This window comes from Neorhizobium sp. DAR64872/K0K18 (assembly GCF_050500175.1).
Taxonomy (GTDB): Bacteria; Pseudomonadota; Alphaproteobacteria; order Rhizobiales; family Rhizobiaceae; genus Neorhizobium; species Neorhizobium soli.
Genome location: NZ_CP191448.1, coordinates 144,316 through 168,772, shown reverse-complemented (window position 1 = coordinate 168,772; position 24,457 = coordinate 144,316). Strand labels below are relative to the sequence as shown.

Annotated in this window: 27 protein-coding genes and 1 pseudogene; 13 read left to right on the top strand and 15 right to left on the bottom strand. The window is 55.9% G+C overall.

Annotated elements, in window-relative coordinates:
- Positions 1-10: 10 nt before the first annotated feature.
- On the bottom strand, positions 11-211 hold the full coding sequence (locus ACQY1P_RS23890; protein ID WP_430256848.1) for a hypothetical protein: 201 nt from the start codon (positions 209-211) through the stop codon (positions 11-13).
- Positions 211-366 (bottom strand): hypothetical protein, encoded by a 156-nt coding sequence (locus ACQY1P_RS23885; protein WP_430256846.1) that lies wholly within the window; start codon positions 364-366, stop codon positions 211-213. Before ACQY1P_RS23885 ends, ACQY1P_RS23890 begins: the two co-directional genes overlap by 1 nt.
- Positions 367-417: 51 nt before the next feature.
- Here ACQY1P_RS23885 and ACQY1P_RS23880 point away from each other — a divergent pair, with 51 nt between their 5' ends.
- Both ACQY1P_RS23880 and ACQY1P_RS23875 read left to right on the top strand, forming a co-directional pair.
- On the top strand, positions 418-1,218 hold the full coding sequence (locus ACQY1P_RS23880) for a hypothetical protein (RefSeq protein ID WP_430256845.1): 801 nt from the start codon (positions 418-420) through the stop codon (positions 1,216-1,218).
- Positions 1,219-1,290: 72 nt separating this feature from the next.
- Positions 1,291-1,569 carry a hypothetical protein gene (locus ACQY1P_RS23875; protein ID WP_430256844.1) on the top strand — a complete coding sequence of 93 codons (279 nt, stop codon included), beginning with the start codon at positions 1,291-1,293 and terminating at the stop codon, positions 1,567-1,569.
- 244 nt (positions 1,570-1,813) lie between these two features.
- On the opposite strand, the gene ACQY1P_RS23870 is transcribed toward ACQY1P_RS23875, so the two are convergent.
- The 4 genes and pseudogenes from ACQY1P_RS23870 to ACQY1P_RS23855 all read right to left on the bottom strand — a co-directional run.
- Entirely contained in the window at positions 1,814-2,335 is a 522-nt protein-coding gene (locus ACQY1P_RS23870; protein WP_430256842.1) for a hypothetical protein, read from the bottom strand.
- 125 nt (positions 2,336-2,460) lie between these two features.
- A complete protein-coding gene (locus tag ACQY1P_RS23865; RefSeq protein WP_430256841.1) occupies positions 2,461-3,393 on the bottom strand; it encodes a DUF4238 domain-containing protein in 933 nt (310 codons plus the stop codon).
- 559 nt (positions 3,394-3,952) lie between these two features.
- On the bottom strand, positions 3,953-4,612 hold the full coding sequence (locus ACQY1P_RS23860; RefSeq protein ID WP_430256840.1) for a DUF4145 domain-containing protein: 660 nt from the start codon (positions 4,610-4,612) through the stop codon (positions 3,953-3,955).
- A 265-nt stretch (positions 4,613-4,877) separates the two neighbouring features.
- Positions 4,878-5,111, bottom strand: a pseudogene (locus tag ACQY1P_RS23855) (RHE_PE00001 family protein); the annotation flags it as partial.
- A gap of 178 nt (positions 5,112-5,289) precedes the next feature.
- Here ACQY1P_RS23855 and ACQY1P_RS23850 point away from each other — a divergent pair.
- The 4 genes from ACQY1P_RS23850 (at position 5,290) to ACQY1P_RS23835 (ending at position 7,860) form a co-directional block, all read left to right on the top strand.
- Entirely contained in the window at positions 5,290-5,529 is a 240-nt protein-coding gene (locus ACQY1P_RS23850; protein WP_430256839.1) for a type II toxin-antitoxin system Phd/YefM family antitoxin, read from the top strand.
- Entirely contained in the window at positions 5,529-5,945 is a 417-nt protein-coding gene (locus tag ACQY1P_RS23845) for a type II toxin-antitoxin system VapC family toxin (protein WP_430256837.1), read from the top strand. The genes ACQY1P_RS23850 and ACQY1P_RS23845 overlap by 1 nt, the downstream gene beginning before the upstream one ends.
- Positions 5,935-7,083 carry a tyrosine-type recombinase/integrase gene (locus tag ACQY1P_RS23840; RefSeq protein WP_430256836.1) on the top strand — a complete coding sequence of 383 codons (1,149 nt, stop codon included), beginning with the start codon at positions 5,935-5,937 and terminating at the stop codon, positions 7,081-7,083. Before ACQY1P_RS23845 ends, ACQY1P_RS23840 begins: the two co-directional genes overlap by 11 nt.
- A 444-nt stretch (positions 7,084-7,527) precedes the next feature.
- The gene (locus tag ACQY1P_RS23835) at positions 7,528-7,860 is read left to right on the top strand and encodes a hypothetical protein (protein ID WP_430256835.1); all 333 of its coding nucleotides are present in this window, start codon (positions 7,528-7,530) and stop codon (positions 7,858-7,860) included.
- A 603-nt stretch (positions 7,861-8,463) separates the two neighbouring features.
- On the opposite strand, the gene ACQY1P_RS23830 is transcribed toward ACQY1P_RS23835, so the two are convergent.
- On the bottom strand, positions 8,464-9,273 hold the full coding sequence (locus ACQY1P_RS23830) for an AraC family transcriptional regulator (RefSeq protein ID WP_430256833.1): 810 nt from the start codon (positions 9,271-9,273) through the stop codon (positions 8,464-8,466).
- 204 nt (positions 9,274-9,477) lie between these two features.
- Positions 9,478-10,377 (bottom strand): SDR family NAD(P)-dependent oxidoreductase, encoded by a 900-nt coding sequence (locus tag ACQY1P_RS23825; RefSeq protein ID WP_430256832.1) that lies wholly within the window; start codon positions 10,375-10,377, stop codon positions 9,478-9,480.
- Between the two features lie 98 nt (positions 10,378-10,475).
- Between ACQY1P_RS23825 and ACQY1P_RS23820 the strand changes: the two genes are divergently transcribed.
- Both ACQY1P_RS23820 and ACQY1P_RS23815 read left to right on the top strand, forming a co-directional pair.
- Positions 10,476-11,150 (top strand): TetR/AcrR family transcriptional regulator, encoded by a 675-nt coding sequence (locus ACQY1P_RS23820; RefSeq protein ID WP_430256831.1) that lies wholly within the window; start codon positions 10,476-10,478, stop codon positions 11,148-11,150.
- 387 nt (positions 11,151-11,537) lie between these two features.
- Positions 11,538-12,260, top strand: a complete 723-nt coding sequence (locus tag ACQY1P_RS23815; RefSeq protein WP_430256830.1) for a response regulator transcription factor — start codon at positions 11,538-11,540, stop codon at positions 12,258-12,260.
- Between the two features lie 293 nt (positions 12,261-12,553).
- Here the strand turns inward: ACQY1P_RS23815 and ACQY1P_RS23810 are convergent, their stop codons facing one another.
- Entirely contained in the window at positions 12,554-13,297 is a 744-nt protein-coding gene (locus ACQY1P_RS23810; protein ID WP_430256829.1) for an alpha/beta fold hydrolase, read from the bottom strand.
- Between the two features lie 60 nt (positions 13,298-13,357).
- Positions 13,358-14,101, bottom strand: a complete 744-nt coding sequence (locus ACQY1P_RS23805) for an SDR family NAD(P)-dependent oxidoreductase (protein ID WP_430257001.1) — start codon at positions 14,099-14,101, stop codon at positions 13,358-13,360.
- A gap of 81 nt (positions 14,102-14,182) precedes the next feature.
- Here ACQY1P_RS23805 and ACQY1P_RS23800 point away from each other — a divergent pair, with 81 nt between their 5' ends.
- Positions 14,183-14,734 (top strand): TetR/AcrR family transcriptional regulator, encoded by a 552-nt coding sequence (locus tag ACQY1P_RS23800; protein ID WP_430256827.1) that lies wholly within the window; start codon positions 14,183-14,185, stop codon positions 14,732-14,734.
- Between the two features lie 18 nt (positions 14,735-14,752).
- Here ACQY1P_RS23800 and ACQY1P_RS23795 read toward each other — a convergent pair whose 3' ends face one another.
- Together ACQY1P_RS23795 and ACQY1P_RS23790 are read right to left on the bottom strand one after the other, a co-directional pair.
- A complete protein-coding gene (locus tag ACQY1P_RS23795) occupies positions 14,753-15,565 on the bottom strand; it encodes a phosphatase PAP2 family protein (RefSeq protein WP_430256826.1) in 813 nt (270 codons plus the stop codon).
- A gap of 820 nt (positions 15,566-16,385) precedes the next feature.
- On the bottom strand, positions 16,386-17,327 hold the full coding sequence (locus ACQY1P_RS23790; protein ID WP_430256825.1) for an alpha/beta hydrolase family protein: 942 nt from the start codon (positions 17,325-17,327) through the stop codon (positions 16,386-16,388).
- A 99-nt stretch (positions 17,328-17,426) separates the two neighbouring features.
- Here ACQY1P_RS23790 and ACQY1P_RS23785 point away from each other — a divergent pair, with 99 nt between their 5' ends.
- The gene (locus ACQY1P_RS23785) at positions 17,427-17,792 is read left to right on the top strand and encodes a winged helix-turn-helix transcriptional regulator (RefSeq protein WP_430256824.1); all 366 of its coding nucleotides are present in this window, start codon (positions 17,427-17,429) and stop codon (positions 17,790-17,792) included.
- A 52-nt stretch (positions 17,793-17,844) separates the two neighbouring features.
- Here ACQY1P_RS23785 and ACQY1P_RS23780 read toward each other — a convergent pair whose 3' ends face one another.
- Positions 17,845-19,164, bottom strand: coding sequence for an ATP-binding protein (locus tag ACQY1P_RS23780; RefSeq protein ID WP_430256823.1), 1,320 nt, complete (start codon positions 19,162-19,164; stop codon positions 17,845-17,847).
- Positions 19,165-19,456: 292 nt separating this feature from the next.
- Between ACQY1P_RS23780 and ACQY1P_RS23775 the strand changes: the two genes are divergently transcribed.
- Both ACQY1P_RS23775 and ACQY1P_RS23770 read left to right on the top strand, forming a co-directional pair.
- A complete protein-coding gene (locus ACQY1P_RS23775; protein WP_430256821.1) occupies positions 19,457-20,266 on the top strand; it encodes a MipA/OmpV family protein in 810 nt (269 codons plus the stop codon).
- Positions 20,267-20,471: 205 nt separating this feature from the next.
- Positions 20,472-21,125, top strand: a complete 654-nt coding sequence (locus ACQY1P_RS23770; RefSeq protein ID WP_430256820.1) for a DUF2306 domain-containing protein — start codon at positions 20,472-20,474, stop codon at positions 21,123-21,125.
- On the opposite strand, the gene ACQY1P_RS23765 is transcribed toward ACQY1P_RS23770, so the two are convergent.
- Both ACQY1P_RS23765 and ACQY1P_RS23760 read right to left on the bottom strand, forming a co-directional pair.
- Positions 21,122-22,318 (bottom strand): FAD-dependent oxidoreductase, encoded by a 1,197-nt coding sequence (locus ACQY1P_RS23765; RefSeq protein ID WP_430256819.1) that lies wholly within the window; start codon positions 22,316-22,318, stop codon positions 21,122-21,124. The genes ACQY1P_RS23770 and ACQY1P_RS23765 overlap by 4 nt on opposite strands.
- 291 nt (positions 22,319-22,609) lie before the next feature.
- A complete protein-coding gene (locus ACQY1P_RS23760) occupies positions 22,610-23,059 on the bottom strand; it encodes an Rrf2 family transcriptional regulator (protein ID WP_430256818.1) in 450 nt (149 codons plus the stop codon).
- A gap of 176 nt (positions 23,060-23,235) precedes the next feature.
- Here ACQY1P_RS23760 and ACQY1P_RS23755 point away from each other — a divergent pair, with 176 nt between their 5' ends.
- A complete protein-coding gene (locus ACQY1P_RS23755; protein ID WP_430256816.1) occupies positions 23,236-23,901 on the top strand; it encodes a class I SAM-dependent methyltransferase in 666 nt (221 codons plus the stop codon).
- Positions 23,902-24,457: the final 556 nt, after the last annotated feature.

Sequence of the window (24,457 nt, the reverse complement as noted above, 5' to 3'; positions counted from 1 at the left end):
GCGGCATCGCTTACCCAGTAAGATGCCGCGTTGACCTGCGGCCCCACCAAGCTTCGGCAAACAGCGTGCCCTCTTTTACGGCTCCCGAAAACACGGGCTCACGCTTCTTAAGCGCATCAAACAAATCGGTGCTCATGGCGCGAGCGGGAGGATAAGCCAACGCGACCTTCACCTCAGCATCAGAGCCGCCATCCCCATAGATGGTGTGCATTACGCTCGCCAATTCTCGATAAGATCGGAAAGAACGGCTGCTAGACGCCCAACGGCGTTTTCTTCAGCGGCGGCGATCTCATTACTCACATCACCACGATGGCTCAAACCTGAGAACTTGGCAATCAGCCTGTGCTTACGATTGACGCGGAACATTCACTCCGACAACTATCTGGTGAATCACTAGTCTGAACCGGTGCCTTCTCCATGTTTCGTTTTCTCAAGCGGCTGGCCATTAAATACGCCATGCGCAAACCTGCCCCTGACCGGATACCGCTATCCGACATGGAGCGAGTACGTCAGCGTGACTACTTCGTGGTTACGTTTGGCCCGGAAGGCGACCGCCAAAGGTTCCTAGTGCGACAGGTCTTACCCGAGGGCTTCAGCGGCCTTTGGTTTCTGGGGGAAACCTCGAACAGCGAAGAGCGCACCATTCCGAACTCGGACCTGGACAACTATGAGGTTCTGATAACGCATTACTTCGGCGAACTCGAAATCCGATACTCGCGCGCGTCGGAATTCATCCTTAAGCATTTCTTTCGGTACGAGTACCTACCCTACGCAAGGGAGCGGCTGGGTCGCTACTTCTTCAACCGGCGCACCCTTGACGAAAAGCGACGCATCCATGTCTTGCGGATGATGCTCGACAGCCACTTGAGCGATAACCCTCTCCGCTCAGTGATGGACATTATGTCGGAGCTGTACGGCCCGCGATGGAGCCACCATCCTCAGCAGCTTCAACTCTATCGCTACTACGAGCTGATGGTGAACTCCTTCATTGAGGCTGCCGAGCTTACGCGCACCCAACAGAACGGCATCGAGATTGCGCCTCAAGCCATCAATACCTTGGACGCCTACAATGAAGAGGAGCGCCGTCATGGCGGGACAATGTCTATTCAGCGCTGGATGCTCATCGTGACTGCGATGGTTGGGATAGCGACAGCGATACAAGCCTACGGCGTGCTGTTCCCGCCGGCCCCGGAAGCCGTGATTTCTCCACTGGATTAAGAGATCCCGCCTCTCGAACATCAAGCGGCGTTCCTATATTGTTCAGGGGTTGATTCAAGATCGGGAGCCAGCATGACCGAGCGCCTCTATGTCGTTACCGCTGAATTCGTGAACGTCGAACAAGACGGGCAAGACCCGCAAGACGGCAGCCCACTGCAAAAGGCCTACACGACCCGCGAAACGTGGGCATTTCCCGCCTCCACTCCTATCGGGGAAATCATGGATGCGGTGAACGAAGTCAGCTACGCCAGCATCTCAGTTGCCATTACGGAGGACCGAGTTTCCGCGAAAAAGATCCGGGAAAAAAAGAGCGCCGCGTCCCGCGCCAAGAATCCTGAATCCGACCACTAGTGCTCCGCCTTCGCGCGCATCAAGTCCCTTCCGCCCGCAATCGGTTCCCCGCAAAGGGGCTTGACACTTACCACCCGCTGTCGCCAAGAGGCAGGGTTGCATGGGGTAACCTCTGTCCTATTTCAGAAGGGGTCTTGGCCTGCCTTCACCTTGGCGATGATCTGGCCGCCGCATTCATGTCCCTATTCCTCCGCGACCGCACACGCCATCGCGGCGATGCGTTCAAAGTGGGCTTTTGAGGACTTCACCCCCAGATCTTGACGCGTCTCCCGGAGGCGTCAACACGCTTCCGCGTCCATGGATAGACCGGCACAGGCTTCGGCTTCTCCAGCTTCGCTAGCGTCAGCCACCTCCAGCGCGGCAGCACCTTCGAGTAGTCCTTTAGCCCTTGGTTGAGGTTATCGAGACCTCGTACAAAGACATACAGCGAGCCGCCCAACTGTGCGAGCGTGCTGATGAGATCCTGATGCGCGCCCGACTTAGGCAACTGAACGAAAATGGTGAAGTAGATGAAAATCAGCGCGAAGATCAGCTCAAGCCCGCCGTAGAACGCGCGTGCGACTTCCCGCAGAAACCAGAACACGAACCCCGCAAGGATCGTGGTGAGGAAGAAGCTGAAGGCGAACGCTTCTCGCCCGTGAAAGGACCAGCCCAATTTCTCCTCCCCAATACGGATGATGGTCGATACCGCCAACATCAACACTGGAACCGAGAGCAAGGTGTTAAACCACCGGCGTTGCCCCTTGCTCAAATCGCTTCTCTTCATGCCCTGCCCCTAACGCAATACCCGAGGCACGCATAACGTGAGCCGGTGTAAAATGCCTTAGTTTTGCAGGTCAATTCTTCCGCATATTGCATTGAACGGACAGGCATTCGCGCTTTTCGGGCAATCTACCCCCGGATCTTGAGGGGTACCAGTTGGCCGTCGATAACCAGCATGTTGCGCGAGAGGGGCGACATATAGTCCCGCCTTCCCATCCGCCGCTTCACGGTGCGGGTCTCCTCCTCATCGAACGCATAAACCGAACGCCTCCCCTGCCCGATGACGGCATCATTGATGTCACGCATCAGTCGGCTCAGCGGAATCCTCTGGAGGCCATGTCCGATATTGTGGTTCATGAACGCCACGAATACGAGGCTAGGGCTGATCGGCAACGCAAAGTGACCGTTCGGCCTACCCAGCCCGTTGGACATGATGAGCGGGTGGTCAGAGGTGAGCATCTTGCGCGGCTTGCTGGACGTATCGAGCAACCACCAGTCGGCGCCCCTCATCGTCCGCAAGACGTTTTGGTTCTGGATGAGCTTCGTGATCATGATGACCGCCTGCCGTTCTGGCAGGGTCGGGCTCAGTTCAAGCATATATTCTTCGAGGGTAGCTGGCCAATTGTGTTTGCGCAGCTCGTCGTACTTGCTCTGAAACTCCGGGTCAGGCGCAAGGAAATCAGATCGCACCTTCCGCTTGAATGCCTGAACAGATTCCGGCGTCCGTATGATGAGCGACAGCAAGAACCGCGCCCATCCGTGGCGGATCTCCGGGTCCACGGGGATGTTCCCGGCAAGCAGCATGTCCCGTGCGGTCGCAGCATGCTTGTCCACCGCTCCCATGAAGATGCGCTCGACGTTCTGCTGGGTTTCCTTTGTGGCGCCTGGCACGCGGTAAAGGTTCTCAACGAACCCGGTTTCCATCTTGCCCCGCCGTTTGATCTCCAGCCGGCGGAATTGCTCGTGAGGATATTTCAGCCGCCTGAACTCCGTCAGCTTGTTATCGGTTTCCCGGTTGACCCATGGCTCAAGGTAAAACTGTGGAATGTAGTGGTGTTTCAAGGGCGCCTCCCGACGCCACCTTTGTACCACCTGTTCCAGTTCACGCCCTTCCCCCGGTCGCGCGGATCGAACCATTCTCCACCAAATTCTGCGACAAATGCCTCAGCATGCGGCTTCGTGGCGAAGCAATGCACGTCATAGTGCTGGTCTTCGTGAAATACGCTGTGGCCGCGAGGGCAGTGTAGGAGCTTCTGCGCAAATGTCCGCAGCGCCTCAGCTTGCTTGCCCACGTAAAGATCCCCACGAATAGCCACCTGATGAGGCCATTCCGCGTCTATCTGAGTTGCTGTGAGTTCGCCTCTTCGTCGTGACATGGTGATCATGTTCACTTTCTGTTCGGCGGAGTCAAGCAGCCTCCGTAGCGGAAGGTCGCCTGCGGAAGTTGTCAGAAGTCTTCAACATTCGTGGGCTGGCTAATGGATAGGATGAGGGCTGCGACTGCTGCAATAAACTTGGAAATCATCACCTTAAACCCTCGCCCCCTTTAGGAACGTGAGATGCATCGTCAATACTTTGACGAGTTGAACTAAGGCGATATTGCCGCCGTAACAGATCTGTTTTATCGCCCGACCCAGTTGGACAAGTCAACTGTCGCCGGTTTTCCTCTACGGGCGACTATCTCCTTTGCTTTTGCCGCTAGCCGCTCTCGCCGTGCATCCACAAGTTCGATCATGGCATCCTCCAACAGCTCAAAGCAGTCTAGGATGTCTTCAAAGGTGCCGGCTCCCTCGTGGCTTCCGAGGTTTCCGACGTGCCGAAGTGCCGTCAGCGCATCCTCATGTCCTGGCCATGCTGTTGCCAGGAGGTTGATACGGTCAGAAAGATCAAGGCGGGCATTCTTCCGACGCCCCTTTTCGCCCGTACGAGCAATCCCTAGCTGGTCTAGCAGGTGTTCGACCACAATTCTCAGCCCGTTCGCGCACGACCCGTAATCGACCCAGAACAGCTCGTACGCTTTGATAAGGTGCCTTGCGCTTTGGTCGTTAAGCTTGTCCGGAGTGCTGATCATGTGGGGGGCGGGCCTCACCGACCGCAGGTGGTATGAATAATTCTCGAAGCTCTCTGGCTCACCACCATCCGGCCACTCGACATGCTCGTGCATCGAATAGGTGCCGGCGACGGTGACAATTTCCCCACAGAACCGAAAGTCACACTTCAGGAGGCATACGAAGCGCCCTTCCGAGAATTCCCCCTGAAGGCCCTGTTCCTCCATATCCATTGCGACGTGCGTAGGCTCCTCGCGGAGAATGTCACCCTTACGCCTTAGCTTGCCCTTTTCACAACGGGGCAGGTGAATTGATACATGGAGCCGTATGACTTCCGTCAGATTTTGCGTTCCACCGCCCCTCCGAATCAACGAACTGTCTTAGCCCATCAAAGTATTCACGCGCTGCTTTCCGCAATAGGTCGTCGTCGCCGGAATAATCAGCGATCAGGCGCGCTTCGTTTTCCGGGTCTACCACCATATCGCCCTTCCTGAAGCGCTTGGTATCGCGCAAGGCGTCGTGGAGGATGAGGTCTTCGAGATGGACGAGTTCGCCGCCGACCCAAAGGGGGAAACACGCTTCGGCCAAGTTTTGGCGATCGAGGAAGCCGGAGCAAACCGGCGATCGAGCAATGCGCTCGTCGAGACGGGTGAGCGCGACACCGGCGTCGAAAGCCGGCAGCATCAGGGCTGATATGCTGATTTTCGCGAGATCGTAAGCCATTGAAATCATGGTAAACGCTTTCCTAAACGAAACTCATCTCAATATTACGGTTCGTCACATAGTATGATTTTCGATTGATGTGATAACCATCGATAAGTACCTCTTATCGAGGGTTAGCAGACCAGCCGGTTGACCAACTTTGACGGGGCGCCTATTATGCTTGCATAAGCAACATATCGAGACCGCGATGACGACGACCGTGAAAATATCCGAAGCAAAGACGCATCTCTCTGACTTGCTCGCCCGCGTCGAGGCCGGCGAGGATTTTGTCATCGCTCGCGGCAACGATCCCATCGCGCACGTCACCCGTATGCGCAAGGAAAACGATCTGCAGTTGCTACTCACCGAAGTCCGCGCCGCGCGGCTGAAGGCAGCAGCATCGACGCATGACGAGATCCTTTCCTGGCGCGACGAAGGCCGACGCTGATGGCGTTCGTTCTCGATGCGTCGATGGCGGCCGCATGGCTGCTTCCGGAAGAGTATTCTGAAGCGGCAGAAGCCGTGCTCTCTAAGATCGATGCGCCCTGCCCTGTCCCGTCGCTGTTCTTCTTCGAGATCCGCAACATTCTTGCCATGTCCGAACGTCGCGGTCGGATCGGTGCTGGCGGGGCCTTGATCAACATGGAGCGCGTGCGCCGGTTGCCGCTTGACGATGCCGGTATTGGCGGAGATGGTTATGTGCTGCTTCTGTCTGCAAACCATACTCTGAGCGCATATGACGCAGCCTATCTTGCGCTCGCCATCAATCGCAACATTTCTCTTGCCACGCTCGATCGCAAGTTGGCCTCTGCCGCTCGCAAGGAGGGCGTGACTGTTCTCGGTCCATTTGCCCATGGCGACTAGTCGCCCTCACGGCGACGCCGTTGATCGCCGCGCCCACGAACTCGATACGATCGCCGCCGTGCTGCCTCTGGAGCGGCGCGATGAACTTGCCGAGCTGCTCACCGATCATGATGTTGCAACGCTACGCCATCTGGTCAACGAGGGCATGGGCGAAAATACCCTTCGAGCCCTTACGTCTGATCTTGCCTATCTGCAGGCCTGGTCGCTGGCAGCGATTTGCAAATCTCTGCCCTGGCCGGCGCCCGAAGCCCTGCTCCTGAAATTCGTCGCTCATCATCTGTGGGACCCGCAGAAGCGCGAAACCGATCCGGATCACGGGATGCCGGCAGAGGTGGAGCAAAACCTCCGGAGCCAAGGCTTTCTAAAGTCGGCAGGCCCGCATGCACCTGATACCGTGCGCCGGCGCCTCGCCACGTGGTCGACGCTCACGAAGTGGCGCGGGCTAACCGGCGTCTTCGCCTCCCCTGCCCTCAAGTCCGCGATACGGCTCGCTGTGCGGGCGACGCCCCGACAACGTCGTCGAAAGAGCAACAAGGCTGTCACCGGCGATATCGTTGGCAAGATGCTGGCAACCTGTAGCACCGAGAGCTTGCGCGACATCCGTGATCGGGCAATCTTGATGGTCGCTTTCGCCTCAGGCGGTCGGCGCCGAAGCGAGATTGCCGCCATGCGCGTCGAACAGTTGACCATCGAGCCATCGATCGACGTTACCGATGGCTCTCCCCTCCCCTCGCTTTCGATCCATCTCGGCCGCACGAAGACATCTGGCGCCGATCATGATGAGGTCGTTTATCTCACCGGCCGACCCGTCAATGCGCTGAATGCCTGGCTTGCTGCAGCCAGGATCGACAAGGGCAGCATATTCCGAAAGGTCGATCGCTGGGGCAATCTCTCCAAACGGCCGCTCGAGCCCAGCGCGGTCAATGCGATCGTCAAGCAGCGGGCGGAAATGGCCGGGCTCGAGCCTGCGGAGTTTTCCGCCCACGGCCTAAGGTCGGGATATCTGACCGAGGCCGCCAATCGCGGCATTCCGCTGCCTGAAGCGATGGAGCAGTCGCAACATCGATCTGTCCAGCAGGCATCCAGTTATTACAATAATGCCACACGGCGAAGTGGCCGGGCAGCAAGGTTGTTGTGAGCCTCAGAAAATAGTGACGCCCGCACCAGTCCGTCACTTATACGCTCGTATTTGTTACAGTCATTGATGCCGCGAGGAAAAACCAATAGCGCGTCAAATAACCCGTGTTATTTTCTACGTAATGTAAACCTACCGCCATTTAGATTTAATGACAATGTAGCTCACTGAGAAGGGAGAAAGGCGCGCTGCCCTCTCTCCCCCACAAGCACTAAACCGGTCTCCCCATGCTTCAGCCTGCGGCTTGCAGCACCGGTCCGATTTTATACAAAAATCCGACGCCGCCCTTCGGGTGGGTGATCCCCCTCCGGTTTAGCGCTTGTCCCCCTCTCTCCAGCTGTTCCGCACGAGCTCGGGAGCAGGACCAGGTCCTGCCCTCCCTTCGATTTGGGAGGTCAAACGGCATCGGCCAGTTTTGTGGATAGGGGTGAGATGATGAAGCAGGGAATGGAAGACGGTTCGCTCTTCGAGAAGATGGAGCGCCACATCGAGGCTCAGAGGGCGACGGCGAAGACGGTAAGAGAGTGGGACGAGAAGCGAGCAGTCGAGCGCGTAAGCCCTGTGATTTATGCCGGGGCCTTGGCTGCTGCATCGAAGGAAGACGAGGCAGCACGACTATCGCTCGTCATGCACAGGCCAGCCGACCGAAACGAATCCGACCGCAAACTCGAATATCTAGCTGCCTATGTCCTGACAACGCGGGCAGCATTGGATCTGAAAGAGATGCGAATTATCGAAGCCATAGCGGACGATCTTGAGAGGGCCGAAATAGCATCCTAGGCTAGTATGTAGTAAGACAGTCCAATAAATGATCTGTCGGGCTGTCCTCGTGCCTTGGTAATCTCCCAAGAGCAGACCTACGTGAAAGCTTGCGCCAAGGCAGGTCCATGTTGCCGAGATTGGAAAGTATCCTCTTGGTCAGTGTGGCTACAGATTGGTTCGCGTTGTTGGGCTCGACGTTGCGCAGTAGAAGCGTCGATTAACAAGGTCCTCATTGCGTCCGGCGAAATTCCATCGGCGCCCATCATTAGCCGAATCAAAGGATCGGCAAGAACTTCTCTGATGGTCATTTCCGTGCAGCACATTAGTTTTTCCTGTTGGTCCGGATGGCGCTCGGCTGGCTTTCGCAGGCCAGTCTAGTTGCTGATTGCAGAGGCTCGCACCCCACTAGACCCGCGTATAGGAGAGCCCAAAGTCTAGGGTCTAAGATCTCAGTTGGCTTCTGCACTACACTGATACAGGTCCGAGAGAGAGATGGCTGCTACCTCTAATATGCCTTTAGAGGTGCATCACCGGGATGTCGTTGCATTGCGATGTATTACGGATGGTTCAGGCGTACGTCACCGCCGCTCGTTGGTGAAGGCAATATGCTGGCCCGGATGGTCAATGCTGTCGAAAACGCTCAAGCATGTAGCGCCCAGGGGGAGCACCGAGCGCCTTGCGAAACATAGTGACGAAGCTCGGCACATTTTCGTAACCAAGATCCATCGAAACCTGCTGGATCGAGGCGCCGGCGGCGAGCCATTTTACAGCCAGGACAACAGCCAACTGCTGTCGCCATTTCCCGAAGCTCATACCCGTCTCGCGGCGGATGACACGCTCCACTGTCCTTGTGCTCATAGCGGACCTATCGGCCCATTCGGTCAATGTGCCTCGTTTGGAAGGTGAAGCCATCATGGAAGCGATCATTCGTCGTAGGCGTTCATCCGATGGCATCGGCAGATGAAGATCCTCCGCCCTCGCAGTCGCCAACTCGTCAAGTAGGACCGCCACAAGTCGTGAGGTCGCACCGTGCTCCTCATAGAGAAGGGGAAAGTTCGCTGCACGGATCAAAAGCTCACGCAAAAGGGGGGTGACTGATATCACCGCACAGCGAGAAGGAAATTCCGCGCCGCCTTCGGCCGAGAAGAACGCGCCGTATCCTTCAAGTGCCCCGGTCACGGTTATGCTGTGAAGCGTGCCGCCAGGTATCCAGATCGCACTACGTGGGGGAACGATCCAAAGCCCCCCGTTCATTTCACAGCTCAGGGCTCCGCGTTGGACGAAGAGTAGCTGACTTTTCTGGTGGGAATGGTCTGCAACCTCGAAGTCGCCAAAGGTCTCGCTCGCAATCCCGTAGATCACCAAGGGACGAGGCACGTTGTCTGGCTCTACCCAGTCTGAGGCTTCTGACTCATCGTTCAGGATAGGCAAATTATGCGCTCCAGAGGTCGGCGAATTTGCGCAAGATACGTTCAATCATGCGCAATGACGACAGGTCCCTCTTACGTGTTTCAAGCCGACCAGTCGAGTTCTGGGTTCTGTTGGGCAAGAAGTGGATGACTCTCTTCGTGGAGGGGCTTCGATTGCGAACCTAGGCCTGCCTAAGTCGCCGATAAAGCAGGCATGTGACCCAGCCTAGACAGAGAATGTCACGCCGGTAAGTTCTTCTGAAATCGCCCAGAGGCGTTTCTGGGTCACTAGGTCATGAGAATCGCGGCTTGAGCTGACAAGCTTCGGAAAACCCCGAATCTCACCCAAGCCGCCCGGGCCGTAATACTGGCCTCCGGCAACCGACGGGTCCGTGGCGGCTCGCAAAGTGGGCAGCGCGCCCATTTCCGCTTTCTGTGTCAGCAAGGGCGCGAGCCATTTGACCGGATGTCTGAGTGCTGCAGGCAGATTGCGAACCAGCTCCGTATTTGAGACGCCCGGATGGGCGGCGACCGCAACCGTTGTTCCAGACGCGGCAAGACGCCGCTGAAGTTCGTAGGTGAACATAAGATTGGCAAGCTTCGACTGCCCATAAGCGGCCATTCGGCTGTACGACCGTTCAAACTGTAAATCATCGAAGTGGATGGCCGCCTGAATGCGGTGACCGGTGCTGCTCACGGTAACCACGCGGGAGCCTGGAACCGGCAGGAGGCATTCTAGAAGCAGCCCTGTAAATGCAAAATGACCTAGGTGATTAGTGCCGAACTGGAGTTCGAAGCCATCCGCGGTTGTTTGCTTCGGCGTGTACATCACGCCAGCATTGTTGACCAGAAGGTCAATGCGCGGATGTGCGGAACGCAGATCCGCGGCGGCTGCTCGTATCGAGACCAGCGAGGAAAGGTCAAGGGCTTGTACGTGCAAGTTGCCGGTCATACGCCGAGCTGCTTGTCTGCCCTTTTCAACATCTCGCACGGCTAGGATGACCGTCGCCCCACGTGCAGCAAGTACTCTTGCAGTCTCGAAACCGAGACCAGCGTTTCCCCCGGTCACCACCGCTATTCGGCCTTGTTGCTCAGGAACGTCCTGTTCATTCCAATTGCCAACCATCTCGCTCTCCTTTATAAACCACCGGTCTGTTATTTGCTGTAAATAACGAACCACCGGTCTGATGTCAACAGACCGCCGGTCTTTAATGGAGGTTGACATTGGCATTTCAGCGGGCTCGTAGCGAAGAACAACGGGAAGTCCGGCGCAGAGCGATCCTGGACACGGCTTCGACCATGCTCGAAGAGATGCCAGTATTGGAGGTCGGGCTCAATGAGCTCAGCAGGCGAGTAGGGTTGGCAAAATCAAACGTCCTCAGGTATTTTGAGTCGCGCGAAGCCGTTTTTCTTGAACTTTTAGACAAGTTTCTAGGACACTGGCTTTCCGAGCTTCGTGAAGCGTTGGCTATCGGCGTGAGTTTGGACGCGTCGACTGACACACGGGCCAATCAGTTATCAGAAGTCCTGAGCCAGTCGCTGGCTGAGCGAGTGGTGCTTTGTGACCTCTTCGGCGCCCAGGGCAGTGTCCTTGAGCACAACGTCTCGCTAGAAGTCGTCAAACGGCACAAGCGAGCTGCGTTAGTCAGGCTCGAAGAGATGACTGCGCTTATGCGTTACCACCTGCCTGAGCTCGAACAAAAAGAGGCGCAATTGTTCTGCCTGATGAGCCTCGTCTCGGCCGGAGCACTTTCGTCCTATAGTCGTCCGCCCCCCAGCCTTCTAGCGGCATACGAAGATGAGCCGGCGCTGGGTGCGCTTCGGCTTGCACCACAAGAAGCCCTGCGTCTTTCCTTCGTTTCGACCCTCTTGGGAGTGCTGCCTCGAAAACGGGAATAGCTCAGGTTCAAATAGAGAGCTTGATGCTATCACAAGCTGTGGCGATGGTTCTCCCTAACACGAAGGCGTTTGATCGCGTACGAAGTCTGCCTGCGGATGAACCTAAAAGTGGCACTCCGGAGACTTAAGATTTTCGCGCTGGACAAGCCCTCAACTGGGAACACTGATCAGACGTGATGTGCTCAATGTTGCTGCCGAAACAACCACGTCGATGTTTCGCAACAAACCGCAACATTTCTTAATAACGCACCAAATGCGGGCGTGAGATAGCTCGTTGATAAGTTTAAGGAAATCGGACTATCTTCAATAAGTAGCAAGCGGCATTGGGCAGTTTTTTGAAATGTAACCCAGCTGCTCAAGCACGCCTAACCTACGGGGATCCATAAGATGCAGCCAATCACCGAAAGCCCAAAGATCTTGATCGTCGAAGACGATCCAGAAATCGGGAAGCTGCTCGCTCAGGCCATCCAGGACAACGGCATGGTTGTTACTGTTGCGGAAGATGGCAAGGTTATGCAGTCGTTGTTGCGCACCAATACATACGACCTCATCGTGCTCGACATCATGTTGCCGGGCGAGGACGGGCTGAGTATCTGCAGACGGATACGCTCCGAAAAAACCATACCCATCATCCTGATAACAGCTCTTGGTGAGGAGGTTGACCGCATTGTCGGGCTTGAGGTGGGAGCCGACGATTATATCACCAAGCCCTTCAGTCCAAGAGAGGTCATTGCCCGCATACGAAGCCTGCTCAGGCGGGCATCCTACGGAATGGTGACGAACTCCAGTCAGCGAAAACTACGTTTCGACGGCTGGCAGATAGATCCCGTGCGTCGTCAGCTTCATGACCCACGCAATGTTCGGGTCGCGCTCACAACAACCGAGTTCGACCTTCTCCTGGCGTTTTGTCGTAACACAGGACGGATCATCACGCGCGAGGAGCTATTATCTCTAACCCATTCAGGGCTTGCCGGCCCAATTGAACGCAGTGTCGACGTTCATATTAGCAGGCTGCGACAGAAAATTGAGGCGGATCCAAAGGAGCCTGCCTTACTGCAGACAGTTAGGCTTGGTGGTTACACGTTCACGGCGCAGGTGGAAGAAGTCTAACCCGAGATCGTGAAAAGAGGGACAAAATCCATAGTAATTAATGTTTCGTTGTGCCGTCACCAAATGCGTCAGGCCGCGTCGAAAGCGATGGCTGCCTTTGACGGAACAATGCGCGAAGAAACGCCACCGTGTCGCGCAAAACAGTCGGTGGTTTAACGAATGAACAAACTAAACCGGACATCTGACGCTGGCCGCCAAGTGGGCCAGTATCAGTGAACCGGAACCTCATTCCAGAGGTTCAGAGCCGGCTCACAGTCGCGGAAACATTCTAGACACGATCGTCTCGCCTTGCGTCAATTCGCCGAACTGACAGCCTGAAGAATGACATCGGCAGTCTCCTGCGGGTGCGACATGTAGACCATGTGACTTGCCTCGATTTCGGTGATCTTTGTTCCTGAGCGCTGGTACATCCACCGCAGAAACTCGGGTGTGAGGACCCTGTCTCCAGTCGTTACAATGCCGTACGACTGCTTGGCATGCCAGGCAGCATTCTGAAATTTAATCTGGAACGTATCAACCCGCATTGGCTTGGCCGACGCAGCCATGAAGTCGGTGACGTCGCGCGGAAGGTCTCCTCCAAGAATTTCATGATAGGTCGCCGGGTTCGGCACAAACCTCTTGTCGCCAACCATCTTCATGTCGATGCCCATGGGAAAACGGCTGCTGATCTCAGCTAGGCTTTCTCCTTTATCGGGCTGGAGGGCAGCGACGTATACCAACGCTTTGACGTTGGTTTCCATGCCCGCTTCGGTGATGACAGCACCACCGTAGCTGTGGCCGACCAGAACAGTTGGGCCGCCCTGTACAGAAACAGCCAGTTTCGTGGCAGCGATGTCATCTTCAAGGCTGGTATGGGGCAATTCCACGACGGTGACCGCTAACCCTTTAGCCCGTAGAATGTCATGGACACCTTTCCACCCAGAGCCGTCCGTGGTTCCGCCATGCACTAGGACGACATTGGTAGGCCCATCGGCACTGGCAGGTCCGCAGATTGCCAGGGCCAACAGGGCGCTGGCGAGAAGTCTGGTGATCGTCATTCTATTACCTTTCAACTATCTCTGATGCGCGTCGGGGGACGCTCGATTTTCTGTTCAAGGTCAGACGGCCGCGACACCGCCATCCACAAACAGCTCATGGCCCGCCACGAAGCTGCTTTCATCCGACGCCAGGAAAAGCACGGCACGCGCGACCTCTTCGAGGCGCCCTAAGCGACCAAGCGGAACCCCCTTGATCACCTCTTCTTCAGTACCCGGTGAATTGTCGAAGAAACTCCGCATCAGGCGTGTCTCGGTGCCGCCGGGCGAGACGACGTTCACACGGATGCCTCGTTCTTTCAGATCGTTGGTCCAGCTTCGGGCGAAGGAGCGGACGGCTGCCTTGCTGGCATTGTAGAGCGATTGGTGCGGATATGCCTTGGAACCTGCAATCGAGCCATTGAGGACGATCACGCCCCCGTCCGACATCAGCGGCAGTGCTTTTTGCACGGTGAAGAGCAAGCCTTTGACGTTAAGGCCGAACGTAGAATCGAAATGGGCCTCTTCGATAGCTTCCAGCGGAACGGGCTCATGCATGCCGGCATTGGCGAACACGACGTCGACCCTTCCGTGGTCGGTCTTGACGCGCTCGTAGAGCCGCGAAAGGTCAGAAAGGTTCGTCACATCGCCCTGCACCCCGATCGCGCCGTGACCGATTTGGCTGACGGCTTCATCAAGCAACGCCTGCCGCCTTCCCGTGATGTACACGAGGGCTCCTTCCTCAGCGAAGTGGGCTGCGGACGCCAATCCTATGCCGTCACTACCGCCCGTAATCAACACGACCTTGTTTTCAAATCGTCTTGCCATCATATTGCCTTTCAACAAGTGGAGGATTCCACCACTTATCATATGGAGGCATCCTCCACTTGGCAATATGGAGATGATAAAATGAGTGAGCCTGGCCTACGCGTCGATGCGGAACTCAACCGCCAACGCATTCTCATAGCAGCCGAGGAACTGTTCCTCGAACAAGGTGCAGGCGTGGCGCTGGAGGAAGTGGCCAAGCGAGCAAAGGTAGGGATTGGCACACTCTATCGCCGTTTCCCGACGCGAGAGGCGCTTTTAGCGGCGACTAGTAACGAGCGGTTCACTTCCGTCGCGGAGACAAGCCGCGCACGCGATGCCGACCACGATCCCGGAGACGCGATTCGCCGGTTTCTTGAGGACCTCGCGATGAACACGAGCGTCTATCAAAGCCTTGCTGCTTCACTGGGGACTGTCATCCAGCACGGGACACCCGGCTGCACTGCGATTACCGAGGAGGGGCAACGACTGCTTCGGCGCACGCAGGAAAACGGTATCATTCGTAGAGACGCGAGCTTCGACGACATCATCTGTGTGGTGAGTGCGATAGCTATAGCGGTTGAGAAGGACGACGCGCCGATGTCCCGTATTGTTCATCTGGTCGACCTACTCCTCAATGGCATGCGTCTGCGCTGACCGTCTGTCATTCGCATTTTAGGATCGTAGAAAGGATGGATATGCACGGAGCTTTCTACGGCCGCGCACCGTCCCATCGTTGGACGCATGCTGCCAGGAAAGCCGGTTCGGAGCGATGACTTGTGCAGTTTCTGCAACGCGATCGAGCAAAAGCTTCGACAGCAACATGATTGAGACGACAATCAGCGCCGACAAGACAATGTCGGAAAGGAAGTGCGCGCCAAAGGCGACACGGTTTAGCGATATTGCTGCAGCCAGAATGCTGATGGATACCCCCACGACGACGCGAATTGCTTGCGTCGTTTTCGGCAGAATGAACATGACAGATAACATCGCGGCAGCACCTGCAGCCTCCCCAGACGTGAACGAGCAATTGGACGCGCAGGCTTCGGACATCTCCCACACCTTTGTGAAGACTGACGTACCGCCAAACTCCTCGATACTGCGTGGTCGTGCTCTCCCGAATGTTTCTTTTAGCGTCGCATTTACAACAGCCCAGGTGCCGATCCCGTAGGTAAGGATCGGGACCAGCGCATCTGACTTGCTGACCCGCAGACGCCTTCTAAGCTTTTCGACCGACAGCAGAACCAGCGACATGAGCAGGATAATACCGCCTATCCAGTCGTTCAGGGCCCGTAAAAGCTGAAGGCTGGAAAAGTGGGCCATCGGGAAACTCCTGCCATGATAGAACAGCCTGGAGAACTTTACGTCAATTTCGGGCATCGCGAGGAAAAGCACACTGCTTAAGCCCAGAGCGGTAACGGTCCCCGCCAGAAGGTAGCCGTTGAATTTCGACGCTTTAGCGTTGCTTCTGCTGGTGAGATAGACCATCGGTGACTGCTCCAATTTTAGAGCAGCCTAGATCCTTGCCGAACCTCGGTGTTTTTCGTCGTGTTGCAAAAGATTATAGTCGATGTCTCGCCGTTAACACGTTGCTCCACAGCGCTTATCGTAAGCAGGGCGAGCCACGGCACCTGAGTTCCCAGTGCGCCCGCGCAATCTCGACGCCGCAACAAATCGACATAAAATCCAACAAACAAGGAGGCGTTTGTTGGTTAACCTCGCCGTGAATGAAAACGAGGTACGGTGTGGAACAGATCTCTCAGCCAAACATCCTGATTTTCCTGCCCCAATCCGCGACGCAATGGATCACGAGCGTGTTGGATAAGAGCGGATACCGTTCTGCCGGGGTGTCATCGATACTCGAGCTTCACGAGGCGCTTCTTACGGATCAGTTCAATCTCGTCGTGACGACCCGCCCTGAATTGATCTGGTCCGTAGAATTAAAGCTCTACCCGTGGTCAACCTCGAGATTTTTTTTCATGCCACTGAACGTGGGCAAGCTTCGAAAGCCAAGCAGTTCGATACACAGGCATTCCAACGGCGGATAAAGGCACTCACCGAAAGCAGACATATCGAGCGCCGCTCGACTAACCAGTATGGGCAACCTCCGATGCAACGAGAAGGTTGGTATGGCTGCCTCAAAAGGCTGGCTTTCGTGCGGTTGCGGAAGCCCGCGTCGTCTTGATGACCTCCCCCAGTTGCATGCTAGAGCTGCTAAAGAGCCGGCCGCGCCGCGCAACCTGCTACTTCAAACAACGGCCAACACAGATGTAAGCCCCGAATTGCAACTCACTGACGAGGGGGCAAACTACTTATCGTTTTTGTTCTCGATTTTGCCGAGGGCCTCTTCATCATTGCTGAGTTCCAGGCACGCCGAATGCCAAATCTTCTCGTCCCCTAGCAGCTCGCGCTTTAGATAGGCAGTCGTCATTTTCTGCACTAGCGAAACTCGTGCAGGGTTCTCGTCCGTGGTCTCTGCCGCACCATATCCGGAGATCCCTCCCAACATGTGCTCGCCACCACAGAGCGTCAGCAGAGACTTCTGACCCGGACTGAGGTCGTAGGGATCACGAAACCAGCCTGGCCCGCGGTTTGTAAGGGGGGATTTGTCCTCATCTCCGACAACCACAAGGGCTGGTTTGGTCATGTGGTCAAAGCCCGAGTTAAGGTAAGGCGTTATCTTCTGACCAAGATCACTGAGGTCTGCCCCACCTTTTCCTCCTGAGGCAAGCAGAACACCCGCTTTGATCCGATCGTCAGCGAGATCAAGACCTGGCCCTCCATCGGCGATCATTCGGGCTCCTAGTAACATGCTGGTGGTTTGCCCCCCAAAAGAATGGCCAGCAGCTGCCACATTAGACTGATCGACACGCCCTTTGAGCCCTGGGACCAATTCCACCACCGTCTGTAAGCTGTCGAGCGTAACCCGAAGATCTTCAACGCGAATGCGCCAAATTGATTTGTACCGCGGGTCGTCCTCGCGTAGCGCTACACGTCTGGAATCGAGGAAGGTTGGCTGTATGACAACGAAGCCGTTCGCGGCCCAGTGTTCTGCAAGGGGCGCGTAAGCGTCCATAGACGAACCAAATCCGTGTGAAAAAACTATGCAGGGCAGATCAGTCCCCTGAAGGGGTGATGTTACGCGGAGTTGCAATTCCTCGCCTCGACCGGGCGCTGAAAGCCTTACGGACCGGACCGATTGCACCATAACAGCGCTGTCCATATTGGCATCTCGATAGTTCTCCGTCATGGTTTTCTCCCGACGTAGTTAGTCTGTGAATTCAGCTCAACGCACGATCTATGCGCGCTGGCAATTTGACAAGAAGGCACTTTTTAGGAGCTTAGTCATATGGATCTGACCGAATTTTCCGATTGTGGCGGTGTGGGCGAGGTTTTAGGTCAGATTGGAGACAGATGGACAGTGATGATCGTCGTCGCTCTCATCGACCATCCGCGCAGGTTCAACGAATTGAAGCGAAGCGTTCTCGGGATCTCACAGCAGATGTTAGCGCGCACGCTTAGGGCCCTGGAGCGCGATGGGCTCATCGTGAGGACCGTCGCGAATTCCTCGCCCCCGCAAGTGGAGTATGCCCTTTCCTCAACCGGAAGGTCACTATCGACGGTTGTAGGAGGTTTAGCGGAGTGGGCCATCGTCCATCGGACTGCGATAGCCACCAGTCGCCAGTCCTACGATCGCACCGACATTCCAAAATAGCTAGATGTGACAATTCTCGCGTCGGTCGTGGCTTTCGCTGTCGGCTCATGCGTCAGATGGCCAGAATCAATTTCGCCAACAATCCGTTTGGGTGACGGGCGTGCAACTCGAACCGCCCGCCGTGAGCTTGCACAATTTCCTGGACGATTGATAGGCCAAGCCCAAAACCATGGTCGGCCCCACCGCGCGCGGTATCCAGCTTGTAAAACGGCTCCATCACCCGTTGACGGTCCCCCTCAGGTATTCCAGGCCCGTCATCCGCGACCTCGATGACTGCTGATCCATCCTGAAGCGACAAAGAGATTATGACGTGTGTGCCGAATTTGGTGGCATTCTCGCAAAGGTTTGTGACAGCCCGTGTTATGGCGAGCGGCCTGAACGTCAGCACCAGGTGGTCAGGCCCCTCATAGCTTACCATGTGACCCGTGTCCTCGAAGTCATCACAGATCGTCTTAACGACCGATGCTAGATCGACACGCTCAGCCTCTTCAGTCTGATGACTGTCCCTCAGGTAGCTTAAGCTCACTTTCAGTAGCTTGTCGATGCGTTCAATATCAACCAGAAGAGCCTGCCGGACTTCCGTCTCTGCGACGCGATCGGCCCGAAGCCGAAGACGGGTCAAAGGCGTACGAAGATCATGGCTGATACCACGAAGCATAGCTGTGCGTGCGTTGACCATGCTTGAGATACGCGTCTGCATCGCGTTCAACGCCCGTCCAAGCGCCATGATCTCGATACTGCCCTGCTCAGGAAATACCATTGGACCGGACGAGATGTCCGCATTCATTGCAGCTGCTGCAATCCGCCGCAATGGTCTCGTGATTGTCCAGATCGCAAATCCGGTCATAATGACAATCAGCGTCACCAGCGCCACCAGGTAGTTCGAACCAAACGTGATCGCGTCACTTCTCGTCGCCGAAACAGGAAGCTCCTTGATGACAATAAATTCGCTGTTTCCGATCCTCGCGGATACAACCCGGTTGCCGTCAAGAAAGGTCTTCCACCCTCCAAACGGAACCGTGCTGCCGTCGGGTGGGAAGAGCCAGTCTGCCAGTCGCTCGATGTACGGCTCGTCCGGTGACGACCTCGTAAAGCTCTCAGCCAACGCAATCGGTTGACGGGAGAGAGCCCCGTCTGTCCGGTTTGCGATTGCGACAATCGTCTCCTGCTCAGCGGGCGACGCTGCGGATAGCAGTGAAGCGATCGCAGAGATCCTTTCGGAAACCTCCTCCAAATCCACCGACGCCTGGTCAGTTCGAACCCATTGTTCGAGTTTGGCGCTACCGACGACACCGATCATCAGGCAGAGCACGATGATCAAGGTGATCTGCCAGTGGATCATGAACAGAAACTGCGGCAATCGTATCTTCATCGGGTCCTCGGCTTACCGTCTTTTGAAAGAGCTGTAACAGCTTTGGCTTTTTCTACTGATGTATTGAGCAACAGGGCGAATATTATTTTTTGTTACGATGCAGCAGCGCCAGCGAGTCCGCGCAGCTTTCGAGCAGGATCACCGTCTTAACAAACCGCAACAAAAGGTAACACCGCAACGGTTCCAAGGATGACATTCTTGAGCCACGGGGAATGGACGCGGTGCTCCCGAACCTAGCGCCGCAATGGTTGGAGTTTTTATGTCTCGTTATAAGTTGATGGATCGTCGTCTAATGACGAGCATATTTGGCGCTGCTCTCTCGGTTGCCTGTACAGTTTCGATCGCAGCAGCTGCAGACGCCGTCGAGCAGGCTCCCGAACCTCAGTTTGACGCCACTCGGTTCGACGCACAGCCCAAAGAACGCAGTTGGACCTTGATCCTGGGGGCCGGCGGAATTTACGAACCAACCTACGAAGGTGGCGATGATTTCGAGGTTACCCCAGTGCCGTTCGTTGTCTTCACCTATGGTGACTGGCTCGCAATCGACCCTCGCGGCGTCACGGTCACCCCATTCGAAAAGAACGGGTTCTCGGTCTCGGGCAAAGTTGGTTACGAAACGGGACGCGACGAGGACGACGACGATCGTCTTCAGGGTCTGGGTGACATCGACTTCGCTGCGACGGTTGGCGCAAAGGTCGCCTACGAGTGGCAGGGCCTCGAAGTTTATGCCGCCGTCGATCAGACCATTGACGGAAGCGAGAGCCTGCTTGGAACCTTTGGTGTCGAATACACAGCACCTGTCACCGAACGCTTTTTCGTTGGGGCTGAGGCGAAAGCCACCGTCGCAAACGACAAGCATATGAAAGCCTATTTCGGCGTCAATTCGCAGCAGGCGGCCGCATCAGGGCTCTCCGAGTACAAGGCTGAGGCCGGCTTGAAGAGGGTCGATGTCTCCGTCAATGCAACCTATGCGCTGACGCAAAACTGGTTGGTTCGAGGCGAAGCAGGCGTTGGCTTTCTGACCGGGGACGCAGCAGACAGCCCTATCGTCAAGGAAAAGACGCAGCCCTCTGCTTCGCTCTTCGTTGGTTACAAGTTCTGATTATCGCAGAACAAAGCCGCGAAGCGTCCATGGGGGCGCGGTTCCAGTCCCCGTCTCCATGGCGCAATCGCACGCTACGAAGTGGCCGAGCTTTTCCAGCATAATTCTGCTTGTTCGCTTCATACGGCTTCCAGCTTGAGAGCAGGTTGGAAGAAGCCGTAGCTGGCAGGCGATCACTTTGAATTCCAACACAAGGACTTCGGCGATGTTGATCCGGAATTTTGGCAGACCTATCCTGATGTGGGTCTTCTGCCCGCTTGTGGCCCTCGTGTCGTTTCGGTTCCTGTTCGGCGGCGTTGCCGAAACAATGCCGGATTTTCTCTATCACGCGGAGCTGCGGCCACTTGCCTTCTATTCCCACATCGTCGTCGCCTCGATAGCACTGCTGCTCGTGCCGTTTCAGCTATGGCCCGGCATGAGAAGCCGACGTATAAAGCTTCACCGTGTACTCGGTCGGGTCTACGGCTTTTCCATCCTTGTTGGCGGAATTAGCGGATTCTGGCTTGCCGTAACGACCACGTCGGGCATTGCTGCCTCTTGGGGGTTTGGCCTTCTCGCCATCGTCTGGATGGGCGCAACGGCTGTTGGAATCGGGTCTGCGATAAGGGGAAATATTGGCGCTCACCAGCGCTGGATGATCCGGTCAGCAGCGTTGACCATGGCGGCAGTCACTTTGAGGATCTATCTCGTTATCGGCATGGTAACCGGCTTCCCCTACGAATATATCGTCGGTCTGCTGGCCTGGATATGCTGGGTGCCGAACCTGATCATCGCTGAACTCATCATCCGTAAGCCGGCGTTCGCCACACGCATCCCGCTGACCGCCAACCAGATGCGCCGGGAGCCGCACGTTCTTTAAAAGTGGTAGTCTTTTAGGGCGAACGGTACAATCAGTTGATCAAAGTCGGGAAAATCAACGAGAATCGAACTGTCAGTTTTGGAGGAATGCTCACTTTCATTGCTTTCCATGTCGTCGTTGGACATCTCGAATGCGAGGTCGAGGTTGCGGTTGACGTAAGCCCTCACCTCATTCTCATAGCTCCGGATGCCGTCAACTAGTGATAACCGGTGCGCTGCCAGCTCTCCTGCAAGCACATGCGCGCAGACCATTGCGATACTCGTTCCTTGACCTGATGCAGGCGTGACACTGTAGCCGGCATCTCCTACCAGCACGACACGCTCGAGAGACCAACTTTCCATGCGGACCTGGCTTGCACTGTAGAAGTAGAAGTCCTCCGCATCCTTCATGTGATGAACTAAGCGTGGAAACTCCCAACCCGCACCTTCATAATGCTTCTCGATCAGTTGTTTTTGGGACCCGACGTCACGGATTTCATCATCGATCGCTGTCTTCGAGCTGAAACCTAGATATGCTCGCGCGGGGTCGGTTTTATCCATTCCAAGGACCAAGCCATTAAAGGGACCGTCTTGGCAGAGTACCTGCCAGTGATCCAGCCCAAGGAAATTGGGCACCGAAAACACGCCGATATGCGTTCCCATGTAACGCAAGAAATGTTGATCTGGGCCGAAAGCTATCCTACGAACGCTCGAACGAAGGCCGTCTGCACCAATGACGACGTCGAAACGTTCTGGTACAGAGCTCGCGAATATGACCTCGACGCCATTTTCTGTTGTAAGGATTGACATGAGGTGATCGCCATAGCGCATCGTGACGCGGCGGCCGAGAGCCGCTAGTAGGATCCCGCAAAGATCATCGCGTAATACCTCCAGGTCCGAGCTGTCCAGCCTTCCCCCCGTCAAGGTGCGCTCAGTGCTGTTGTACAACTCTTCGCCCTGGCCGTTGACGACAGAAACACCATTTAGTCTCGTCTTGCGTGCATTGAGCGCTTCGAGGATGCCCATCCGCTCTGCTACTTCCAACGCGGGACCGCGAATATCGAGCGCTTGCCCGCCAAGGCGTGGTTTGTTTGCACGCTCGACGACAGTAACATTGAATCCGTACCGATCGAGCCAGTAAGCTGTTGTGAGGCCAGCGATACCAGCGCCAACGACAAGAATATTACCGAACGTTCCGGGTGTCGACTGCGTCATTGTCGTGTCCTGTTGACTCCAGACGGCAGGATATCGAGCGCCCGCAGAAGAACATTACGCAACCCGGACATTTCGTTTCGACAATTGGCCAATCTATAGTCTTGAGCTGCCGGTTATCGCAGTCCTAGGGTTCCAACTAATTAGCTGAGGCAATCCATCCCGTTAATGGGAATACCGCCTAAGCAACCCGACCCTATCGGACCGCCCACGGGTATAAGGACTTGCTGCTCCACTCCATTGACACGATCCACGAGACGATCTCAGCGGTATATTTAGCTCCTCTTACAACAGTTACGTGCTGCATCGTCGATCGCCTTCTTGCTCGCTGATTTCGGGAAAACCGCTGGGAATATCAGCGAGCGTCACACCTGCAAACCTTTTGTGCAACAGCTCCTCTGCTTCATTGAAGGCGTCCGTCAGCGTCCCGTTGACGGCTTGCTCGATCAGACAACCTGGCATGTCATTTGCGGGTCCAACCGCAAAAATGGACGGTTCTCCGACCGCCCGATAGATATCGAGAAGCGTCAGTTTCTCGAGAGGACGCGCCAGCGTCCAGCCGCCACCATGTCCTTTTACTGAGCTGACATAACCTTCGTCGCGCAGTCCCGCCATGGTGCGCCGGATGACGACAGGATTGGCGTCGAGCATCTGAGCGATCATCTCGGATGTCATCGCTCCTTCATGTCGCCCTATATGGATCAACACATGCAGCATGCGCGATAGCCGACTGTCCTGCCTCATCCCCTGCTCCCTCTCGTGCTTTCCCCACTGACACTTTCATGATCGTCATTCACGATACAATCGAAGTGCCATGAGTCGCGACCCATCTTATCACGACACTTATGGTGTTGCGAGATGTAGGAGAATGTTCATGAGCGACACGAACTACGGCGTCATCATCATCGGAATTATCCATCATGAATAAGTTTGAAGGACGTCAGATAGGCTACATTGCAGGGGCTAGGCGTAACGTTCCAGGGCTCGACGGGCTTCACCGCATGACGGGTCTGCTTTTGTCGGAACACGTGCCCTCGGACGGGCGGGTGCTGGTGGTCGGCGCGGGCGGCGGTCTTGAGCTGAAGGCACTGGCGGAACAGCAGGCTGGCTGGAGCTTTGATGGTGTCGATCCATCACCAGACATGCTCGCATTGGCACGCGAAACGATTGGAAGCCTTGGGGAGCGTATTACCCTGCACACCGGCGACATCTCTGTGGCGCCTGACGGGCCGTTCGATGGTGCCGTTTGTCTGCTTGTATTCCACCATATCTCACCGGAGGATAGGAAGGTTATGCTTCGTGGCATCCGCCAGCGCCTGAGACTCGGATCGCCGCTCGTTCTGGCTCATGTCAGCTTTCCACTCAACGAACCCGCTTATTCATCCTGGATCGACAGGCACATCGAATACGGCGCACCTGGGCAGATGAATGCGGACAGACGTGATGCAGCCAAGACCGGCATGAGAGAAAACACCTTCATCAGGTCTCCGGAAGAAGAGCTAGGATATTTACAAGAAGCCGGCTTTAGGGGCACCGCGCAATTTTATCATGCAATCAGTTTCCGGGGATGGGTGGCCTATGCGTGAGTCATCGCACTTCTCTGAGAGTTCCACCCTCTTCGGGCAAAGCTCGGACCACCCTGCGAGAGAACCTGATGTTGCTCTAATCGTACTGCCCCCAGTTCGGACAGTCTGCCACCGGCCTATCCGGGAATTCCGACGGCATGAGTGACTTCTGCCTCGGGGAGCTGCACAGCCTTGACCTCGAACTATTTGGCAAAGGTCTTAGCGGTTCCTGCTGTCTGCGCTTTCCCACGGCGTCCAGATAGTCTGTGGCGACCATCTCGGCGCTCCATTTCTAATACCCAGTCGCAATCCAATCGCCTGATGTGGATTTCGAATATCCAATAACGCGATCGAGAGGTTGGGCGGACGGGGTAAACTTAATGGACGTAAGACAAGACACTCCCGGCCCGGCTGGATTCTGGTCGCACTCGCCAAGTCGTATTGAGATACGGTCCTCAGATCCGCGAGTTCGCATCGGATTGGAGGAGTAGGCTCGGCGGTATGCCGCCAAGGCCTCTTCTTCGCTCGGGGTCTCCAAGGCCGGGGCTACAAACTCGCGCGGCAGAAGAGACGGATC

Coding starts and splice junctions, on each gene's coding strand:
- ACQY1P_RS23805 (WP_430257001.1), bottom strand. CDS start 14,101: ATGGCAAGACGATTTGAAAACAAGGTCGTGTTGATTACGGGCGGTAGT.
- ACQY1P_RS23845 (WP_430256837.1), top strand. CDS start 5,529: ATGGCGTTCGTTCTCGATGCGTCGATGGCGGCCGCATGGCTGCTTCCG.
- ACQY1P_RS23860 (WP_430256840.1), bottom strand. CDS start 4,612: ATGGATATGGAGGAACAGGGCCTTCAGGGGGAATTCTCGGAAGGGCGC.
- ACQY1P_RS23795 (WP_430256826.1), bottom strand. CDS start 15,565: ATGGTCTATCTCACCAGCAGAAGCAACGCTAAAGCGTCGAAATTCAAC.
- ACQY1P_RS23765 (WP_430256819.1), bottom strand. CDS start 22,318: ATGACGCAGTCGACACCCGGAACGTTCGGTAATATTCTTGTCGTTGGC.
- ACQY1P_RS23875 (WP_430256844.1), top strand. CDS start 1,291: ATGACCGAGCGCCTCTATGTCGTTACCGCTGAATTCGTGAACGTCGAA.
- ACQY1P_RS23800 (WP_430256827.1), top strand. CDS start 14,183: ATGAGTGAGCCTGGCCTACGCGTCGATGCGGAACTCAACCGCCAACGC.
- ACQY1P_RS23825 (WP_430256832.1), bottom strand. CDS start 10,377: ATGGTTGGCAATTGGAATGAACAGGACGTTCCTGAGCAACAAGGCCGA.
- ACQY1P_RS23790 (WP_430256825.1), bottom strand. CDS start 17,327: ATGACGGAGAACTATCGAGATGCCAATATGGACAGCGCTGTTATGGTG.
- ACQY1P_RS23775 (WP_430256821.1), top strand. CDS start 19,457: ATGACGAGCATATTTGGCGCTGCTCTCTCGGTTGCCTGTACAGTTTCG.
- ACQY1P_RS23880 (WP_430256845.1), top strand. CDS start 418: ATGTTTCGTTTTCTCAAGCGGCTGGCCATTAAATACGCCATGCGCAAA.
- ACQY1P_RS23870 (WP_430256842.1), bottom strand. CDS start 2,335: ATGAAGAGAAGCGATTTGAGCAAGGGGCAACGCCGGTGGTTTAACACC.
- ACQY1P_RS23840 (WP_430256836.1), top strand. CDS start 5,935: ATGGCGACTAGTCGCCCTCACGGCGACGCCGTTGATCGCCGCGCCCAC.
- ACQY1P_RS23815 (WP_430256830.1), top strand. CDS start 11,538: ATGCAGCCAATCACCGAAAGCCCAAAGATCTTGATCGTCGAAGACGAT.
- ACQY1P_RS23890 (WP_430256848.1), bottom strand. CDS start 211: ATGCACACCATCTATGGGGATGGCGGCTCTGATGCTGAGGTGAAGGTC.
- ACQY1P_RS23770 (WP_430256820.1), top strand. CDS start 20,472: ATGTTGATCCGGAATTTTGGCAGACCTATCCTGATGTGGGTCTTCTGC.
- ACQY1P_RS23835 (WP_430256835.1), top strand. CDS start 7,528: ATGGAAGACGGTTCGCTCTTCGAGAAGATGGAGCGCCACATCGAGGCT.
- ACQY1P_RS23785 (WP_430256824.1), top strand. CDS start 17,427: ATGGATCTGACCGAATTTTCCGATTGTGGCGGTGTGGGCGAGGTTTTA.
- ACQY1P_RS23760 (WP_430256818.1), bottom strand. CDS start 23,059: ATGAGGCAGGACAGTCGGCTATCGCGCATGCTGCATGTGTTGATCCAT.
- ACQY1P_RS23780 (WP_430256823.1), bottom strand. CDS start 19,164: ATGAAGATACGATTGCCGCAGTTTCTGTTCATGATCCACTGGCAGATC.
- ACQY1P_RS23810 (WP_430256829.1), bottom strand. CDS start 13,297: ATGACGATCACCAGACTTCTCGCCAGCGCCCTGTTGGCCCTGGCAATC.
- ACQY1P_RS23850 (WP_430256839.1), top strand. CDS start 5,290: ATGACGACGACCGTGAAAATATCCGAAGCAAAGACGCATCTCTCTGAC.
- ACQY1P_RS23755 (WP_430256816.1), top strand. CDS start 23,236: ATGAATAAGTTTGAAGGACGTCAGATAGGCTACATTGCAGGGGCTAGG.
- ACQY1P_RS23885 (WP_430256846.1), bottom strand. CDS start 366: ATGTTCCGCGTCAATCGTAAGCACAGGCTGATTGCCAAGTTCTCAGGT.